The organism is Dyadobacter sp. UC 10, from assembly GCF_008369915.1.
Lineage (GTDB): Bacteria > Bacteroidota > Bacteroidia > Cytophagales > Spirosomataceae > Dyadobacter.
Window position 1 is genome coordinate 6,794,323 of the sequence record NZ_VSRN01000001.1, and the last position, 17,582, is coordinate 6,811,904.

At 45.3% G+C, this 17,582-nt stretch carries 17 protein-coding genes; 13 read left to right on the top strand and 4 right to left on the bottom strand.

Translation table 11 applies throughout. The annotated features are described in order from the left end of the window. Window positions 1-46: 46 nt before the first annotated feature. Both FXO21_RS28030 and FXO21_RS28035 read right to left on the bottom strand, forming a co-directional pair. Window positions 47-1,069 (bottom strand): SPASM domain-containing protein, encoded by a 1,023-nt coding sequence (locus FXO21_RS28030; RefSeq protein ID WP_149643196.1) that lies wholly within the window; start codon window positions 1,067-1,069, stop codon window positions 47-49. A gap of 71 nt (window positions 1,070-1,140) precedes the next feature. After that, window positions 1,141-1,602, bottom strand: a complete 462-nt coding sequence (locus FXO21_RS28035) for an Lrp/AsnC family transcriptional regulator (protein ID WP_149643197.1) — start codon at window positions 1,600-1,602, stop codon at window positions 1,141-1,143. A gap of 180 nt (window positions 1,603-1,782) precedes the next feature. Here FXO21_RS28035 and ald point away from each other — a divergent pair, with 180 nt between their 5' ends. From ald to FXO21_RS28050, 3 genes are all read left to right on the top strand, one after another. Continuing rightward, window positions 1,783-2,895: an alanine dehydrogenase gene (ald, locus tag FXO21_RS28040; RefSeq protein WP_149643198.1), complete on the top strand. Its 1,113-nt coding sequence runs from the start codon at window positions 1,783-1,785 to the stop codon at window positions 2,893-2,895. Window positions 2,896-3,321: 426 nt separating this feature from the next. Then, on the top strand, window positions 3,322-5,091 hold the full coding sequence (locus FXO21_RS28045) for a DEAD/DEAH box helicase (protein ID WP_149643199.1): 1,770 nt from the start codon (window positions 3,322-3,324) through the stop codon (window positions 5,089-5,091). 65 nt (window positions 5,092-5,156) lie between these two features. Further along, a complete protein-coding gene (locus FXO21_RS28050) occupies window positions 5,157-5,681 on the top strand; it encodes a DinB family protein (RefSeq protein WP_149643200.1) in 525 nt (174 codons plus the stop codon). A gap of 4 nt (window positions 5,682-5,685) precedes the next feature. On the opposite strand, the gene FXO21_RS28055 is transcribed toward FXO21_RS28050, so the two are convergent. Continuing rightward, on the bottom strand, window positions 5,686-6,714 hold the full coding sequence (locus FXO21_RS28055; RefSeq protein ID WP_192579350.1) for a zinc dependent phospholipase C family protein: 1,029 nt from the start codon (window positions 6,712-6,714) through the stop codon (window positions 5,686-5,688). Window positions 6,715-7,050: 336 nt separating this feature from the next. Between FXO21_RS28055 and FXO21_RS28060 the strand changes: the two genes are divergently transcribed. Beyond that, window positions 7,051-7,455 carry a Dabb family protein gene (locus FXO21_RS28060; protein ID WP_225865893.1) on the top strand — a complete coding sequence of 135 codons (405 nt, stop codon included), beginning with the start codon at window positions 7,051-7,053 and terminating at the stop codon, window positions 7,453-7,455. Window positions 7,456-7,508: 53 nt separating this feature from the next. Here FXO21_RS28060 and FXO21_RS28065 read toward each other — a convergent pair whose 3' ends face one another. Next, on the bottom strand, window positions 7,509-8,174 hold the full coding sequence (locus tag FXO21_RS28065; RefSeq protein WP_149643201.1) for a uracil-DNA glycosylase: 666 nt from the start codon (window positions 8,172-8,174) through the stop codon (window positions 7,509-7,511). A 126-nt stretch (window positions 8,175-8,300) separates the two neighbouring features. On the opposite strand from FXO21_RS28065, the gene apaG reads away from it, so the two are divergent. From apaG to FXO21_RS28110, 9 genes are all read left to right on the top strand, one after another. Beyond that, a complete protein-coding gene (gene apaG / locus FXO21_RS28070; protein ID WP_149643202.1) occupies window positions 8,301-8,687 on the top strand; it encodes a Co2+/Mg2+ efflux protein ApaG in 387 nt (128 codons plus the stop codon). A 43-nt stretch (window positions 8,688-8,730) separates the two neighbouring features. Then, window positions 8,731-9,504, top strand: a complete 774-nt coding sequence (locus FXO21_RS28075) for an O-methyltransferase (RefSeq protein ID WP_149643203.1) — start codon at window positions 8,731-8,733, stop codon at window positions 9,502-9,504. 105 nt (window positions 9,505-9,609) lie between these two features. Beyond that, on the top strand, window positions 9,610-10,578 hold the full coding sequence (locus FXO21_RS28080) for a DUF2157 domain-containing protein (RefSeq protein WP_149643204.1): 969 nt from the start codon (window positions 9,610-9,612) through the stop codon (window positions 10,576-10,578). Further along, the gene (locus FXO21_RS28085) at window positions 10,575-11,711 is read left to right on the top strand and encodes a hypothetical protein (RefSeq protein ID WP_149643205.1); all 1,137 of its coding nucleotides are present in this window, start codon (window positions 10,575-10,577) and stop codon (window positions 11,709-11,711) included. The genes FXO21_RS28080 and FXO21_RS28085 overlap by 4 nt, the downstream gene beginning before the upstream one ends. A 52-nt stretch (window positions 11,712-11,763) precedes the next feature. Next, entirely contained in the window at window positions 11,764-12,741 is a 978-nt protein-coding gene (locus FXO21_RS28090; protein ID WP_149643206.1) for a glycoside hydrolase family 43 protein, read from the top strand. Window positions 12,742-12,768: 27 nt separating this feature from the next. Continuing rightward, entirely contained in the window at window positions 12,769-14,799 is a 2,031-nt protein-coding gene (locus tag FXO21_RS28095; protein WP_149643207.1) for a T9SS type A sorting domain-containing protein, read from the top strand. A gap of 34 nt (window positions 14,800-14,833) precedes the next feature. Further along, entirely contained in the window at window positions 14,834-15,895 is a 1,062-nt protein-coding gene (locus FXO21_RS28100; RefSeq protein WP_149643208.1) for an endonuclease/exonuclease/phosphatase family protein, read from the top strand. Window positions 15,896-15,985: 90 nt separating this feature from the next. After that, a complete protein-coding gene (locus FXO21_RS28105) occupies window positions 15,986-16,753 on the top strand; it encodes an EcsC family protein (protein ID WP_149643209.1) in 768 nt (255 codons plus the stop codon). A 39-nt stretch (window positions 16,754-16,792) separates the two neighbouring features. Beyond that, on the top strand, window positions 16,793-17,581 hold the full coding sequence (locus tag FXO21_RS28110) for an MlaE family ABC transporter permease (protein ID WP_149643210.1): 789 nt from the start codon (window positions 16,793-16,795) through the stop codon (window positions 17,579-17,581). Window position 17,582: the final 1 nt, after the last annotated feature.

The window sequence follows — 17,582 nt, forward strand, 5'->3', positions numbered from 1 at the left end:
TTATTATTTAATTAAAAATAGATTTACATTAAAATTGGCGGGTGTTTCACGCCCAAACCTGCGTTCCTTCCGTACAGTTCTTGCACATTTCAATTTCTGACCGCGATCTGATCAGTGAAGCCCGGAAGTCCTCATATTTCTTCCCCCTCCAGAGCTGCCGAAAGGTTTGACGCTTCATATCTCCAAGCTTATATTCGGCATCCTTATCAAAACAGCAGGGCACCACTGCGCCATCCCAGGTGATCACACAGGAATGCCACATTTTCCAGCAATGGTCTACAAATTTATTCTTGATTGAATATCCGCCGCCTGCTTCTTTCTTGTATCGGGAATACTTATCAATAGTCGGGATCAGGTCCGAACCTTCTTCATAGTCATAAATCTGTGCCGTTTTAAAACCAATCTCATCGACACCCATTTCCTCAGCCAATTTCTTCACATCTTCGATTTGGTGTTCATTGGGTTTAACTACCAAAAACTGAAATATCACATGCGGCGTACTGGATTTGAGTTCCTTCTTCCACTTGATGATATTCCGCGTGCCTTCCAGCACTTTTTCCAGATTGCCTCCCACGCGATACTGCTGGTACACATCCTGAGTGGTCCCATCAATAGAAATGATTAGCCTGTCAAGACCCGACTCGACTGTTTTTTTTGCCTTTTCGTCTGTCAGATAATGTGCATTCGTGGAGGTAGCAGTATATATGCCTTTATTGTGCGCATATTCGACCAGTTCAAAAAATTTTGGATGCAGGTAAGGTTCCCCCTGAAAGTAGAAGATAAGATACAGCAATGTATCTGCTAGCTCGTCGATGGTCTTTTTGTATAACTGTTCCTCCATCATCCCGGTGGGTCGGGTAAAGGAACGCAGCCCGCTCGGACATTCGGGGCAGCGCAGGTTGCAGGAAGTGGTGGGTTCAAACGAAATGGCGATCGGCATGCCCCAGTGTACCGGATTTCCGGTCATCTTCGAGTAAAAGTAACTGCTCAATATCTGGATCGAATTCCAGGCACGTTTGGGCGTTACCTTGGACATTAAATTCAGACCATCCTTAAAATTTTTGTTCATTATTTGCCGCTTTTGGCGATTAGCAATCAGCTACTTGCCCGATGTGATGATGGAATAGCAGGCTTGTCCGGTCAGACTACCTCGATTCCTGTGGTATACTTTATTTCGGAAATTACGAAATAACTACTGATGTGTAACACGCTTTTGAGTGCAGAAAGTTTTTGTTGATAAAATTGATTGTAAGCTTCTCCGTCCTCCACGATGACTTTCAGCATATAATCGAAGTTTCCCGAAACAACCGAACATTCGAGTACTTCACTCATATTCACGATCGCCTGATTGAAGTCCTCAAAGCTCTCCTTTCGCTGCTTGTCCAGGGTGACATTGCAATATACGACCAGACTTTTACCGAGTTTTCTCCGGTTCAGCAGGCTCACGTATTTATCGATAAACCCCTCTTTTTCAAGCTTCCTGATCCTTTCATGAACAGGAGTAACCGAGAGATTGATCTTACTTGCAATTTCCTTAATTGTCAGCTGCGCATCGTCCTGTAACAATGCGAGGATTTTACGATCAGTAGGGTCGAGCTGCATTCAGTATTTTTTTCTGTTTAACCTGGGGTGCAAAAGGGATGTCGCAGAATTTTTTCTTACAAAACCAATCAAAAATAGTTTTCTTTTCTGTGTTATCGAGAATATATGGTATGATTTTCCATAAGATCTTAATTTTGAAAAGCTTACAGGCAATCTTCAAAATATTAACTTTTTCCGCACATGATCATTGGTGTTCCCAGGGAAATAAAGAATAATGAAAACCGTGTCGCACTGACACCGGCAGGTGTAACCGAATTTCGTAAACGCGGCCACGTTGTTTATGTACAGACCGATGCCGGAAAAGGGAGTGGCTTCAGTGACCATGAATACACAGAAGCAGGTGCGAGTATCCTGCCTTCCATAGAAGAAGTTTACGCGATCGCGGATATGATCATTAAGGTGAAGGAGCCTATTGAAACTGAATACAGGCTGATCAAAGAAGATCAATTGCTGTTTACTTATTTTCACTTTGCTTCTTCGGAGTCACTTACACACGCAATGATCGAAAGAAAAGCGGTTTGTCTGGCCTACGAAACTGTCGAGAAAACCGACAGAAGCCTTCCCTTGCTCGTTCCGATGAGTGAAGTTGCAGGCAGAATGGCGGTGCAGGAGGGCGCAAAATATCTGGAAAAACCAATGGGCGGTTTTGGAATCCTGCTGGGCGGGGTTGCGGGTGTCAAGCCTGCTAATGTGCTGGTCCTTGGCGGAGGTATCGTAGGCACTCAATCCGCAAAAATGGCGGCTGGTCTTGGAGCTAATGTTACTATTGCGGATATCAGTCTGCCGCGCCTGCGCTACCTGGAAGATATTATGCCTGCAAATGTGGATACGGTCATGTCCAATGAATATAACATTCGGGAACTCATCAAAAGTGCTAACCTGATCATCGGGGGAGTGCTGATTCCGGGAGCCAAAGCCCCTTCTCTGATTACCAGGGATATGCTTAAATTGATGAAACCAGGTACGGTGATGGTCGACGTCGCTATTGATCAGGGCGGCTGCTTCGAAACATCCAAAGCCACCACCCATGAGCATCCTATTTATGAAGTCGACGGCGTGGTGCATTATTGTGTCGCCAATATGCCTGGGGCGGTTCCTTATACTTCTACGCTGGCTTTGACAAATGCAACTTTACCTTACGCCCTTCAATTGGCAGACCTGGGCTGGAAAAAAGCCTGCTCAGTCAGTGAGGAACTACGCAAAGGATTGAATGTAGTAAACGGCAAAGTGGTCTTTAAGGGGGTTTCCGATGCGTGGAACCTACCCTATACAGAGGTAAAAGAGTTATTCTGAATATAACAAACCTAGCTAACATACGCCTGGCAGAAATCATCCTGCCAGGCTTTTACTTTCTAAAAATATTACAATAATTCTATCACCGCTTGTTCTTCCCGATATTATTCTTACTTTTGCATAAAATTTACGAACATCCGTTCGCTTCTCTGCTTCATACGGTACGGCATATAAATAGCAGCCTGCCCCATCTAGTTCGGTAATTCAGCCGTTCACATGCAGAGCCCCACGGATGATTGTGGTGGGCTTTACGCAATCCCTTTTTAATTTTCGTTTTTCGCTCTCGTCATTTTCCGACAGAGGTTCGTTGTCCGAACATATCAAATAACTGATTCAGACCGGTATATTTTTTGTTTAGACAAAACCAGAGTTGCCAAATGCAGCTGAGCTGATTTTCTCAAATAGAATAATACTAATAAACAAATAATGACAACTGAAACAATTGAATCGTTTTCGGAGCTTGGTCTCTCTGAAAATATCCTGAAAGCCCTTACAGAAATGGGTTTTACAAAACCCTCGCCGATACAAGCACAAGGAATTCCGGCTGTAATGCAGGGATCTGACGTAATTGGTCAGGCACAAACCGGAACCGGAAAAACTGCCGCATTTGGTATCCCGGTACTTGAAAGAATTGATACTACCAGCAATGCAGTACAGGCATTGGTACTTTGCCCAACCCGTGAATTGGCTGTGCAGGTATCAGAAGAAATTGGCCGCCTGGCCAAATTCCAGAGAGGTATTAAAATCGAGGCCATTTACGGCGGAGATTCTATCGACAGACAAATTCGCTCCCTGAAAAAAGGCGTACATATCGTAGTAGGAACGCCGGGTCGTGTGATGGACCATATGGAACGCAAAACCTTGAAGTTTGACGAAGTTCGGATGATGGTTTTGGATGAGGCGGATGAAATGCTGGATATGGGATTCCGTGAGGATATTGAAAGTATTTTGGCTGATATGCCGGAAGATCGTCAGACAATCCTTTTCTCGGCTACGATGTCGAAACCGATCATGTCGATCACAAAGCGTTTTTTGAATGATCCTATCCTGATTAAAGTCGTTCGTAATGAGCTGACAAACGTAAACATTGAGCAGGTTTACTTCGAAGTAAAACCGCAGGCGAAAGTGGAAGTAATGACCCGCCTGATCGATATGCACCACCTGAAATCCCTTCTTGTTTTTTGTAATACCAAAAGAAAGGTGGATGAAATCGTTGAAGATCTTCAACTAAGAGGCTATGCTTCTGAAGGTATCCATGGTGATTTACGCCAGCAGCAAAGAAGTAATGTCATGAGCAAATTCAAAGCTGGCGTTACTACCATTCTTGTTGCAACCGACGTAGCTGCCCGCGGTATCGATGTAAGTGGCCTGGATGGTGTGATCAACTATGACATTCCTTTGGACGAAGAGTACTACGTTCACCGTATCGGTCGTACAGGCCGTGCAGGTATGTCAGGGAAAGCATTTTCGCTGGTTGCCCGCGACGAGAAATATCGTTTGAAGTCAATTGAGGGATATACCAAGGTTAAAATTGAAAAAGGAGTAATTCCTTCGTTCGAGGATATCGTAGGTGTGCGCAAGGCGCGTTTTGTGGAAAACATTGCAATGTCCATTCAAGATGAGCAAGATGCAGGCCTATATAACGATGTGCTTGAAATGCTGCATCACAGTGGTTATACCACAGAGCAGATAGTCGGTGCAATGGCCAAGCAAATCATGGGTGTTCAGAAAAATGAATACGCAGATACAAATCTTGCCTGGGAAGAAAGACGTGGCGACAGTGGACGTCGTGAAGGTGGCGACCGATTTGAAAGGCGTTCCTCTGGTGGAAGCCGGTTCGAAAGAGGTAATGATCGCAGGGACGGCGAACGCCGCGGCGCTGATCGTTACGCACCAAAAAGTGATTTCCGTCGCCCGGAAAGCGGCCGGGATGAAAATCGCAAACCTACCTCTCCTGAGGCTGGAATGACCCGCTTATTTTTGAGCCTCGGACGTAAAGATCATATCATGCCGAAAGATATCGTTGGCGCGATTGCAGGCGAAGCCAACATCCCTGGCAAGACAATCGGAGCTATCGATATCTATGATAAATTCACTTTTGTAGACGTACCTGAACGTGATGCCCGCGCAGTACTTCGCGCTATGGACGGCAATACCATAAAAGGCAAGCCAGTTCAGATCGATATTGCGAAATAATTGATCATTTAATCATTCGAAAGAAGGGACTTACATCAGGTCCCTTTTTTTGTTATTTTGCCTTCATGAACCAAAATCAACAACCGGAAGTTTGGCTACGCGGCCCTATTCCACATATTCCCTCTTTGCTTCAACCCGTAGCGCATGCGTTAATGCAGGCTGTCGAAGAACTGGCGGCTTTCAGCTCGATTTTTCCTGCGGATTTGCTCTGGGAAAAGCCTTCCGGCCTCGCTTCGGTCGGTTTTCATTTAAAGCATCTATCCGGAGTGCTCGACAGACTTTTTACCTACGCCAGAGCCGAATCCCTGAATGAAAGCCAGCTCGATTACCTGAAAAACGAAGGCAGCCCAGGATCAGGAAATGATACATATGAAAGCTTACTTTTCACCTTTGAAAAACAAGTTGCAGTTTCCCTTCAACAGTTACAAACCACACCAGAGAGCGAATTAACCCAAGTCAGGTACGTAGGTCGGGCGATGATTCCCTCGACACAACTGGGCTTGCTTTTTCACGCTGCTGAGCACACTCAGCGACATGTAGGCCAGCTGCTTGTGACAGCCCGCATTCTACTGGCGAGGGACGGGAAGTAGGCAGTTACTCAGGTTCTGTCCTTACGTTTAAAAGTTTTTGCAACCAGGCGCGATGCTCCACGGTTTTCTCCACGACTTCCGCGGCACCAGGCGAGTATCCTGAAATCTCTCTCAAATCGGGCTGACCAGCATTAACCCAGCAACTATACCAGATATCCCCCACCATTTTCACAGAAGCTTTCATCCTGCGCTCAACCTGATTTTTAAGCATTTGATGGTATTCTTCTGAAAACTCACGCGAATAACTTCTTGTCAGCACATTGTTCCGGAGCTCATAACTATACTTGGCATCCTTTTTAAATCGCATCGTCAGCTCTTTCTCAAACGAAAAAACTGAATCGCAGGCAAGGTGCGAGTCGGTAACAATTTTCCAGGCCTCACCGGCAATATCATCGCAGTATACTGCCGGACCGATCCATAAATCATAATCTTCGGCAAATAATTCTGGTAACCGTGATTCCCAGAATCCGTGAATTCCCTCCTGGCCACTAAGTTGTCCGTTATAATTTTTAGTGGTATGCAAAGGCACATGCGCGTCGGCAACGTAATGCCCGAGATCAGCAGAAACTTTCAATATCCTTGCCGGATTTTTCGACTTAAAAGCTTCCGTCAGTTGATAAGCCGTTTGCTGAATCTGCCATGGAACGATCCCGTGTTTCCGAAGGCTGTCCTCGCCGAAGCGTGCTACCGCAGCAGACCAAAATCTGGGCAAAACTGACAGTGCACTATCACCATACATGTCCAGATCGATATAATGCCTCTCCGCTTCTCCCACGACAGCGTATCTTCTCTTATCCGGATTGACCGCATTTTCCGTCAGATAGTCTATATTTTTTTTATAGAACACCAGCATTTCAGGCGGCAATCTGTAAGTTGCCATTCGGTTGATCCGCTTATGGGCCCAGAATCCCCATTGCACATCGTGCGATGAAAGAGGCATTGCTTCCGCATACACGCTAATATTCAGTATAATTTCGAAAAAAAAAGTAAAGTAAATCAGTGCTCGTTTCATGTCTGCGAAAATTACCTCCATACAAAATTTGGGAAGCTGTTAAAACAACTCATACCCCATTTATACGCTTTTCGCAAATTTTAGTCACCCTTTCGACAGTTAGTGAGGGACATTTTGCTACTTCTGCTTTTTTTCAGCTGAAATTGGCACGTCACATCACTTATCAGTGCATCGATTGCAAAATTTATCAAAACCTTGCCGCCAAATTTTATTTCGGCTATCTGAAAAACTATTACTAGATCTTTCTTAAATTTGCCATATTTCAATATTAGTTATATTTATTATACAAATAATACAATTAATCAATATTGTTTTACCTTTGTAGCATCAATAAATAAGTCAGTTGGCTTGCTACAAATGAGAACGAGAAATAAAACATTAGGATATCTGGTACCTGTTTTCGCGCTGTGCGTTTTTATGCTCATTATTTACGGAGCTTATGTACCGCATAAACCAGCAGAAACACAGAAAGTTGTGTGCATTAAATTCAAAGCAGGAGCTACTTCTGAGGATATCGAAAAGCATTTGCGTGATTTCGCGTCAATGAAGAGTTCTGTGAAGGATCTGGTTGCCTATTCAGCCGGCCGGGTGCAGAAAACAGAAGGTAATGAAGACGAATTTGATGTGATCCACTATCTGACTTTCAGGACTGATGAAAGTGCGCAGCAATATGCTTTAAATTCCGATCGGAAAGCATTCATCAAAACCAATGAAGCTAGTTGGGCGAAGGTGCTGGAAATGAATTCTGATATTGTAAAATAATAGTAATAGGAGTGAAAATTGGAAAGAGAGTCGGGTTTCCCGACTCTCTTTTTTTACCAGTTAATTGCTTCCAAACCCTTTTCAGCCAAAAAGGCATTCGCTTTACTGAAATGTCCGGTCCCAAACCACCCGCCATTGTTCGCAGACATAGGGGAAGGATGTTTAGCTTTCAGTATCAGATTATCCTTTGCATTGATTATAGCCCCTTTTTCCTGCGCATACCGCCCCCAGAGCATGAATACTACATGCTTTTTTTCATCGGAAACACACTTGATAACCGCGTCCGTAAAACGCTCCCAACCTTTATTCTGATGGGACCCGGCCATTCCGCTTTGTACTGTTAAAGTCGCATTCAGTAACAACACTCCTTGCTTTGCCCACCTTTCCAGGTTACCTGATTGGGGAAAAGGTTTCCCCAGATCTTGCTGAATCTCCTTAAAAATGTTGATCAGGGAAGGAGGCATTCGCACACCGTCGTTCACCGAAAAGCAAAGCCCGTTCGCCTGGCCTGGCCCGTGGTAAGGGTCCTGTCCCAAAATCACCACCCGACAATCATCGAATGTGCAATAGTTGAACGCGTTAAATATTTGCTTTGCGGGGGGAAAAATCTGCTTTGTCTTATATTCCTCCTTAATAAATGTGGTAAGCGCTTCGAAATAGGCCTTTTCAAACTCCGGCGCAAGTCGCTCTTTCCAGGATTGCTCTATTTTTACATCCATACATCAGGTCTGGTTTTTTGGGGCCAAATATGTGTTTTTGATTTGGTTTTATCAGTAATTGGTTGCTATTTTCGTTTAAGTGGAAGTAACGCCGGGTATATTTATTTACCAAGACCCTCAACCGATATGGTTTCCAAAGTAACAGATGGTGTGAAAGTCACCGTTTTAACTGAATATCAGCCAGATTATTCCAATCCTGGTCAGGACCATTACGTGTTTACCTATAAAATCCTGATTGAAAATCATAGTGAACATACGGTCAAATTACTGCGCAGGCACTGGCTCATCCACGATGCTAATGCCATGGTCCGCGAGGTGGAAGGCGCCGGCATCGTAGGTCTTCAACCCATTCTTGAACCCGGCGACGTGCACGATTATGTATCCGGATGCAACCTGAAAACGGATCTTGGCAAAATGTCCGGTACCTATCTGATGGAGCGCGTACTCGACGGTCGTCAGTTCCGGGTTGTAATTCCTGCATTCTCGCTGGTAGCACCTTATCGTTTAAATTGATCCGGAAATTCACCGCTATTACCCTCGAAAAACCCTCATTCATTTGATTGCCGCGTATTTAAAGTATCTGCTTCGATCGGGAAACGAACATTCCATCCACTCCCCTTTCCTTTTTGATCTGTACAACAGGGTTATTAAAGTCAAGGATGAGAACGCGGTTTATGCCGAAATCCGGACATTAAGAAAAGAGTTGCTGTCGTCCGAAGAGATCATTGAAATACTGGACCTGGGCGCTGGCTCCCGGATCAATAAATCTAATCAGCGTAAAATCAGGACAATCGCGAAGAATGCTGAAAAGCCGGAAAAGTTTGGGAAGCTGTTTTACCGTCTTGTCGAAAATTTTAAGCCCGAAACCGTTTTAGAACTGGGCACTTCTCTTGGACTGACAACGCTATACCTGTCCAAAGCAAACCCCAATGCAAACGTGATCAGCTTCGAAGGCTGCCCGCAGACGGCCGCCAAAGCCAGGAATCACTTCGCGCGGCTTGGTTCGGAGAATATCGAGGTAGTAGTAGGAAATATAGATCAGACGCTTCCGGTCAGGCTGGCCCAACTCGGCAGGGCGCTGGATTTCGCTTATTTCGACGCAAATCACCGCTACGAGCCAACTGTTCGTTACTTCGAAGAATGCTTGCCGCATATTCAAAATGACTCTGTCTTTATTTTCGACGACATTTATTGGTCTAAGGAGATGACCCAGGCCTGGGAATATATCAAAGCGCACCCCAAAGTGACGCTCACCGTCGATTTGTTCTGGATCGGCTTAGTATTTTTTCACTCCGGCCAGGCCAAAGAGGATTTCGTGCTACGCTTCTAGGTCCCAACCGATTGCTATCAGTTTCGTACCGATAAATAAGTAAAAAGTAGGGTTAAGCATTTAAACTCTTTAAGTTTTTAATTTACCTCCCTACCTCACCATTTCATGGACTCAAAAACCATTCTTCGGGAACTGACCGATAAAAATATACTGTCGGAAGCGCAGGCGGAAGCGATCGCATCTTTCGAAGCCAGCAAATCTTTCTCCGTTCATTGGGAACTCCGCAGCATCCTTTACCTCGGAATTCTGATGTTTAGTTCAGGTATCGGGATATTGATCTATGAAAATATTGACACGATAGGTCATCAGGCTATCATTACTGCGATTGCCGCCATTACCTTGTCCTGCTTTTGGTATGTTTTTAAAAATAGTCCTCCCTACCGGCATACACAAGTTGAAAATATCAACAAGTTGGCCGGGTACATACTGCTGCTTGGCTGTACTACATTTCTGGCGCTCGAAGGTTATGCTCAGTTTCAATATGAGATTTTTGGCAAAAAATATGGTATCGCAGTCCTGATCCCGACTATTCTGTTTTTTTTCAGCGCTTACAGGTTTGACCATACCGGTGTTCTATCGATGGCTGTGACCGGGCTGGCGTCCTGGGTCGGGCTGACAATCGCGCCATTTTCCCTGCTGACAAAAAATGATTTTACGGACAGCAGCCTGATCTGGTCGGCTATTATTTTAGGATCGATACTCGCCGTCGTCGGCTGGCTAAGTGACCACAAAGGCATCAAAAAACATTTTTCCTTTACATACCTTTTTCTGGGCGGAAACCTGGCTCTGGTAGCTGCGCTTACCGGCGCATTTACGCTTGAACCACAGTTTGTTTTTGAAATCATCGGATTGGCTCTCGCCCTTTTCTACATTTTCACCGCAAGGCGTGCGCAATCTCTGGTTTTTCTTTTAATGGGTGTGATATATGCGTATATCTTAGTCACGTACATGATCGGGACATTGCTCGGAGACGAGCTTGCTTTCGCATTTGCGACCTTCTATTTTATGTTTTCGAGTGTAGGTGTCATTTTGTTTCTTCTCAAATACAAAAAATTCCTGGGCATCAAAAAATGATAAAGGCATACAACAATACCTGGGTTACAAATATTTATGTTCGGGAGATAGCAGCTGGCTGGGTTTCAAAAAACCTTTTAACCAAAGAACAGGAGGCAAAAATCCGTACTGCTTATCCCGACGCATTTTATCGCCCTGGTATATTCGTAACAATTGGTTTGTTTGTGTTTACCTCGATAGCATGTCTGTTTTTCGGCGGCTTTGTGTCCCTTTTCTTTATCGATAGCGTCTCGGGCGATTCCTTTGAGGCGTTGAGCGTTATTTGTGCTGCCGGCTTTTTTGGTGCGCTCGAATTTGCGATCCGGGATCGGAAACTGTTCCATTCCGGGGTAGACAATGCATTGCTCTATGCTGCAATAGGATGTTGTTTTTCTTTCTTCGTTTTGACAATTGAGGGCGAAAAACCATGGCTGTATTGCTTTCTGTCGCTTTTTCTGCTCGTTCCAGCTATGCTGCGCTACGCCGATTTCCTGATGACGGTGATGACCTACCTGGTGGCGCTCGCATTGGTAGCATTGATTTTTGCCGAATCTTCGCTGGGCAAGGCATTGCTGCCTTTTGCAATCATGATCTTTTCTTTTTTGAGTTATATGCTGGTCAGTCGTAATACCAGCATTTACTATCGCAAGTGCAGGCAGGTATTGGAAGTCCTCTCGCTGATCACTTTCTACCTGGGAGGAAATTATTATGTTGTCCGGGAAGGGAATGCAATGCTTAATGATCTTCCGGTTTCTACGCAAATAGCATTTTCCTACCTGTTTTATTTTTTTACGGCGGCAATCCCGGCTGCATATATCTGGCTGGGACTGAAAAAGCATGATAGACTTTTGCTGGTTATCGGACTGCTGGCGCTTGGGGCATCTGTTGTCACCTACCGCATGTATTTCATTCAACTTACAGCTTCACAAGAACTTACGATAGCGGGCCTCTTCACAATCGTAGTTTCAATACTCCTCATCAAATATTTGGAAACACCAAAATACGGCGTGTCGGACGAGCCGGAGGAACAACGAAAATTTGCCTATTTAGAAACGGTCCTTGTCGCAGAGGTACTGGGACAAACACCACAAGATAAGGGTATTGAGTTTGGCGGAGGAAATTTTGGCGGAGGAGGAGCAGGTGAAGCTTACTAATCTGGGCAAAAATTTAGAACTTTACCCAAGTTCAATTTTGCTCGCTTTTAGTATGAAAAAAATCTTTTATCTCTTTCTCGCCCTGTTTTTCTCATTCCCGGTATTTGCCCAATCTGACAAAAAAACGTCCGGCAACCCTGTTTTCAAAGGCTGGTATGCCGATCCCGAGGGAATTATATTTGATAAAACTTACTGGATATACCCTACCTATTCTGCACCTTACGAGAAGCAGGTTCATTTCGATGTCTTCTCATCAAAAGATCTGGTCAACTGGAAAAAGCACGACAAAATTCTGGATTCTTCTTCAGTTAAATGGGCCAAACGTGCAATGTGGGCGCCTTCTATTATTGAAAAAGATAAAAAGTACTATTTCTTCTTCGGTGCCAACGACATCCAGAGTGACCAGGAGAAAGGCGGGATCGGCGTAGCTGTTGCGGATAAGCCAGAAGGTCCTTTCCGCGATTACCTGGGAAAACCGCTGATCGACAAATTCCACAATGGCGCGCAACCTATTGATCAGTTCGTATTCAAAGATAAAGACGGACAATACTATCTCTTCTATGGAGGCTGGCGGCATTGTAATGTCGCAAAATTAAAACCGGACTTCACTGGCTTTATTCCCTTTGAAGACGGAACAATATTCCGGGAGGTTACGCCTGAAGGCTATGTGGAAGGCCCGTTCATGTTTATCAGAAATGGCAAATATTACTTTATGTGGTCGGAAGGCGGCTGGACCGGGCCAAACTATTCTGTTGCCTATGCGATTTCAGACTCTCCGTTCGGCCCTTTCGAACGCGTTGGTAAAATTCTTCAGCAGGATCCAAATGTGGCCAGGGGTGCGGGGCACCACTCTGTTATTCAGATACCGGGCAAAGACGAATATTACATTGTATACCACAGAAGACCACTTACCGAAACGGATGGAAACCACAGGGAAACCTGCGTCGATGTGATGACCTTTGACAGTAAAGGCCTGATCAATCCCGTGAAGATTACATTCGACGGTGTCAAGCCAGTCACGATTAAGTAAACTGGCTTCAACAGCAAAGCACTGAAAATGAATTTATTAATAAACCTTTTCGACACTAAAAAGCAGATTTTGAAAAATCTTTTATACATTTTCATGCTGCTTTGCCTTGCAACTCCTGGCCAGGCACAGCGGTTTAATTCAGTGGTTTTTCAAAAGCTGCCGCAGGATTTACAGTTGTATCCCCGCGATGAAAAAAGTGAAGCCACTGTTCCGATTTCCGGCATTGTGGAGGCAGCAGGCTGGAATTACATAGCTGTTCAGATCACCCGGAACAATGCTCCGTTCAAATACCTCCGGGCTAACCTTACGTACCAGGCCGGGGTAGGAAAATTTGCGACAGAAACGAAAATCAAGGCGGAACTCGCAGGTTACGATTTCGCCGTTTATGTAGTAAAAGGCAGCGACTCTGTGCTGGTCGTGACCAGAAAGGATGTGGTAAGCGGAGATGTTTACGTACTGTCCGGCCAATCCAATTCAACAGGTTTCTTTACGGAAAAAGACACCACGCGTTTTTGCCGGACATTTGGGAAAATAACGGAAAACCTGAATACCTCCGCTTATAATCCAGCGGACACACTATGGGCATTTTCCAATCAGCATGAATTCAGAAACGGCGTCGGTACGATGGGTTTTGAGATACAAAAGCAACTGATGCAAAAATCCGGAATCCCAAACTGCCTTATTAATGCCGGATTTCACTGGTCGTCTGCATTTGACCACGCCAAAAGAAACGAAAACAATCCCGCAGATCTGAATACCGGCTATGGCAGAATGCTCTACCGGATTCAAAAGGGCGGCCTGTCCGATGCGGTTAAAGCCTATATTTTCCGGCAAGGCGAAACAGAAGCTTACCACGAGGGAGGAAACTGGCAGGGTAACTTCGATCTGCTTCGCAAACACCTCAAAGAGGATTTTGCGAACCTCGCCAGAATGTACGTTTACCAGATCGATATTATCTATTTTGCTTCCCCGGTCGGAGCAGAGATACGGGATTACCAGAGGAGGCTGCCGGAAATATACCCGGATGTGACTTCACTGGCAACGGTCGGTACCGCCGAGTTTGACGGACTGCATTACGGGCGGGAAGGCAACAGGCAAAATGGCTTCGAGCTTTCCAGGATCATGCTCAAAGACTTTTATAATGCAGCAGACACGTCCAATATCCTTTCCCCGTCACTTCAAAAAGTCTTTTTTAAGAACGAAGAGAAAAAACAGCTTGTCCTCGTGTTCGACGAAGGCCAATCGCTGGTTTACCCGGAACCATACCGCACCACCTCCGGGGTTACGCTCCAGATGAAGGATTTCTTCTATCTCGACTGGGAGTCAGGTAAGGTCGCTTCGGGCAAAGCTGAGGGAAACAGGGTATTGCTTGAACTCACCAGCCCGCAAAATGCTGGGGTTATCAACTATCTGCCCATGTATGTACCGGAGGGAGGCCCTTACTTTCCTTTTATGGGTCCGTACATTAAAAACAGCAAGGGAATGCGGGCGATGACATTTTACAATGTGCCGATCGGTACCGCGCTGGCCACGCCTGCCCTGACTGCCGAAAAAGAGGGCGACGCCAAAGTCAAATTGAGCTGGAAAACCCTGCCCGGTGCCAATCAATATGTTCTTGAAAGAAAATATCCGGACCAGCAAACGTTCACGAGTGTCGCCAGTTTGGATTCGGCAATTACCCAATTTGTAGATCAGCCCGAACCGGCCGATACGATCACTTACAGACTGAAAGCTGTTGGAAAGATCTCAGAATCAGCAGACTTTGCATATGCTAACATTGCATTACCAATTGTTTTAGGAATAGAAAAAGAGCCTGGCGCGTTATTTTCAGTATATCCAAACCCGGCTATCAGAAACCAAAAAGTACAGGTGAAATTTAATAAACCTGTTTCCGGAAAGCTTTCTGTGATCAACCTTGGCGGACAGTCCATTTTAGAAACACAGGTGACAAACGAGAGAGAAGTGAGTATAGGCTTACCGGTATTTCAGGAAGGGGTTCATGTGATCAGGCTTAGATCAGGAGAACAGGAATGGTCCAAAAAGATACTGGTACGGTAGTTGACATATACTTACCATCGTGAATTAAATAAATATGCATTCCTTCAAACTGGCCCTGGAAATCGCGGGCTCGCTTATTGTGCTTTTTTCAGTCATCCCGCTGATTAGAAACGACTTCTGGGCATTCCGGGTTTTCGAATATCCCAGACTTCAGAAGCTTTTCCTGAATGCATTGGTCTTAATTCTTTATTGCTTTCTTTTTAAGGTATCGTCAAATTTTGAGATCGGATTTGTGATCGTCCTGGCGATCAATACTGCCTATCTCTCCTATCAGATCTTCCCTTTTACATTCCTCGCCAAACGTGCCATGCTCAGGGCTACGCACATTGATCCTGACAATACCGTCAGCATCATTTCTTCGAATGTCTTTCAGGATAATAAAAATACCGCTGGCTGCCTTAGACTGATAAAAAAATACAATCCGGAGATCGTGCTGCTGCTTGAAACGGATAACTTCTGGCATAAAGGGGTAGAAGAATTGAAAGCGTACTACCCGCATCAGGTGGTTGTGCCGCTTGAAAATACGTACGGTATGCTCTTGTACTCGAAATTAAAGCTCAAAGATTCCGAGGTGCGATACCTGGTCGATCAAGAAATCCCTTCGATCAAAACATGCGTCGAACTGGCGTCCGGGAAAACCTTTCAGCTGCATTGCGTACACCCTACCCCGCCAGTTCCCGGCGAAAACATTTACTCGACAGAGCGTGACAAAGAACTCCTGCTTGTTGCAAAAGAAGTGAAGGAGTGTCCGATCCCCACGATCGTAGTCGGCGACCTGAACGATGTGGCCTGGTCGTATACCACGCAGCTTTTCACCCGCATCAGCGGTTTGCTCGATCCCAGGCTGGGGCGGGGCTTTTTCAATACATTCCATGCGAAATATCCCTTTCTCCGTTTTCCTCTCGACCACGTTTTTTGCTCAACCGACTTCAAACTGATCCAACTGAAAAGATTGGAAAATTTCAACTCGGACCACTTTCCTATCCTTATTTCCCTGCAATACGAAGCAATCGCTGAAAAACAGCAGGAAGAACCCGAAGCAGACCAGTCAGATCTGGAACTGGCGGAAGAGAAAGTAACGAAACCGACGGATTAAAACTTCGTTGGAATGATTTTTGCTGATCAGAAGTTAATTCTGATGTATAAACGTTTACGCTATCCTTCCCGAATCTTTATTCTGACCAATATGCATTTTACAACATATGAGGAAAATACGCGGCAAGAACTGTTGAAGTGGCAGCATAAGATGCAAAAACGCCCAAATCTGGTCGACAGGACTTCGAAGGCTGTACAGGATAAGATCAACAACATCATCCCCGATAAAGTACATCAGGTTATTACGACTACGATCAAGCAAATGACACGTGCGGTGCTCACAGGCGCCGAATTCACCACTTCCATAGCACCTGCCAGGTATTCACTGGAAGAGATCGAAGATGCGGCCCGCAAGAGAGTATCTTTTTATAAAAAGGCAGGCGCAGCCGAAGGCGGTATCACAGGTGCCGGAGGGTTTCTCCTCGCGCTGGCAGAGTTTCCGGTATTGATCGGCATTAAATTAAAACTGCTTTTCGATATTGCTGCTATCTACGGCCGCCCCGTCAACGATTACAGGGAGCGGCTTTTTATACTGCATATTTTTCAACTGGCTTTTTCCAGTCAGAAACAGCGGCAGCAAGTCTTCTCCAGAATGCGTGACTGGCAATTGAAAAGTCAGGATTTGCCAGAAGATATTCATCAGTTCGACTGGAAAACTTTTCAGCAGGAATACAGGGACTATATTGATCTCGCGAAAATGGCGCAGCTGATTCCCGGCATCGGCGCAGCAGTAGGACTGGTTGTCAATTACAGGTTGCTGGATAAGCTGGGTCAAACAGCCATAAATGCATACAGAATGAGGTGGTTTGAAGAAAGGTCGCTTCCGGGCAATAAAGTCGTACTACCCCTGAGCAATTGAAGGGAAGCAATATTTAAAAATCACTTTGCCAATAATTGAATGAGCGCTAAGAAAAGAGAACACGTTTACACCAAAGGTTTGGATTCGGCCTTTCTGGCAGTTTACAATGGATACGTATTCTTTCTGAGATTTTTCCGGGAAGCTTTCAAGGGAAGAATGGAGTTTCAGGAAATCGTGAAGCAATGCTATGCGATCGGCAATAAGTCGCTGCTGCTGATCGGACTCACAGGTTTTATTACCGGAATGGTATTTACAAAGCAATCCCGCCCGTCGCTGGCTGAGTTTGGCGCTGTTTCCTGGCTTCCTTCCCTCGTCGCGATCGCCATCGTGCGTGCATTGGCTGCATTGGTTACTGCATTGATCAGCGCCGGAAAGATCGGATCCAGTATCGGCGCAGAGCTGGGGTCGATGCGGGTGACCGAGCAGATCGACGCTATGGAGGTGTCAGCGGTAAACCCTTTCAAATTTTTAGTGGTAACCAGGGTACTTGCTTCAACGATTACGATTCCCATTCTGATGTTTTATTGCACCGCAGTAAGTCTTTTGGGTGCTTTTCTGAATGTTACCCTTAACGAGGGAACCAGTTTCATTGCTTTTTTCGAGAATGCCTTTGAACAGATCACCTTTCTGGATGTGGGGACTTCACTGGTTAAAGCGATCGCCTACGGGTTTACAATCGGTATTGTCGGCTGCTACCAGGGTTACAATGCAAGTAAGGGCACCGAGGGCGTAGGAAAAGCCGCCAACTCGGCAGTCGTCATTTCGATGTTCCTCATTTTTATTGAAGAGGTGATCATAGTTCAGGTATCTAATTATTTCAGGATATAAA

Excerpts from the sequence above, each read along its gene's own strand:
- FXO21_RS28030 (WP_149643196.1), bottom strand. The coding sequence starts at position 1,069 with ATGAACAAAAATTTTAAGGATGGTCTGAATTTAATGTCCAAGGTAACG.
- FXO21_RS28035 (WP_149643197.1), bottom strand. The coding sequence starts at position 1,602 with ATGCAGCTCGACCCTACTGATCGTAAAATCCTCGCATTGTTACAGGAC.
- ald (WP_149643198.1), top strand. The coding sequence starts at position 1,783 with ATGATCATTGGTGTTCCCAGGGAAATAAAGAATAATGAAAACCGTGTC.
- FXO21_RS28045 (WP_149643199.1), top strand. The coding sequence starts at position 3,322 with ATGACAACTGAAACAATTGAATCGTTTTCGGAGCTTGGTCTCTCTGAA.
- FXO21_RS28050 (WP_149643200.1), top strand. The coding sequence starts at position 5,157 with ATGAACCAAAATCAACAACCGGAAGTTTGGCTACGCGGCCCTATTCCA.
- FXO21_RS28055 (WP_192579350.1), bottom strand. The coding sequence starts at position 6,714 with ATGGAGGTAATTTTCGCAGACATGAAACGAGCACTGATTTACTTTACT.
- FXO21_RS28060 (WP_225865893.1), top strand. The coding sequence starts at position 7,051 with ATGAGAACGAGAAATAAAACATTAGGATATCTGGTACCTGTTTTCGCG.
- FXO21_RS28065 (WP_149643201.1), bottom strand. The coding sequence starts at position 8,174 with ATGGATGTAAAAATAGAGCAATCCTGGAAAGAGCGACTTGCGCCGGAG.
- apaG (WP_149643202.1), top strand. The coding sequence starts at position 8,301 with ATGGTTTCCAAAGTAACAGATGGTGTGAAAGTCACCGTTTTAACTGAA.
- FXO21_RS28080 (WP_149643204.1), top strand. The coding sequence starts at position 9,610 with ATGGACTCAAAAACCATTCTTCGGGAACTGACCGATAAAAATATACTG.
- FXO21_RS28085 (WP_149643205.1), top strand. The coding sequence starts at position 10,575 with ATGATAAAGGCATACAACAATACCTGGGTTACAAATATTTATGTTCGG.
- FXO21_RS28090 (WP_149643206.1), top strand. The coding sequence starts at position 11,764 with ATGAAAAAAATCTTTTATCTCTTTCTCGCCCTGTTTTTCTCATTCCCG.
- FXO21_RS28095 (WP_149643207.1), top strand. The coding sequence starts at position 12,769 with ATGAATTTATTAATAAACCTTTTCGACACTAAAAAGCAGATTTTGAAA.
- FXO21_RS28100 (WP_149643208.1), top strand. The coding sequence starts at position 14,834 with ATGCATTCCTTCAAACTGGCCCTGGAAATCGCGGGCTCGCTTATTGTG.
- FXO21_RS28105 (WP_149643209.1), top strand. The coding sequence starts at position 15,986 with ATGCATTTTACAACATATGAGGAAAATACGCGGCAAGAACTGTTGAAG.
- FXO21_RS28110 (WP_149643210.1), top strand. The coding sequence starts at position 16,793 with ATGAGCGCTAAGAAAAGAGAACACGTTTACACCAAAGGTTTGGATTCG.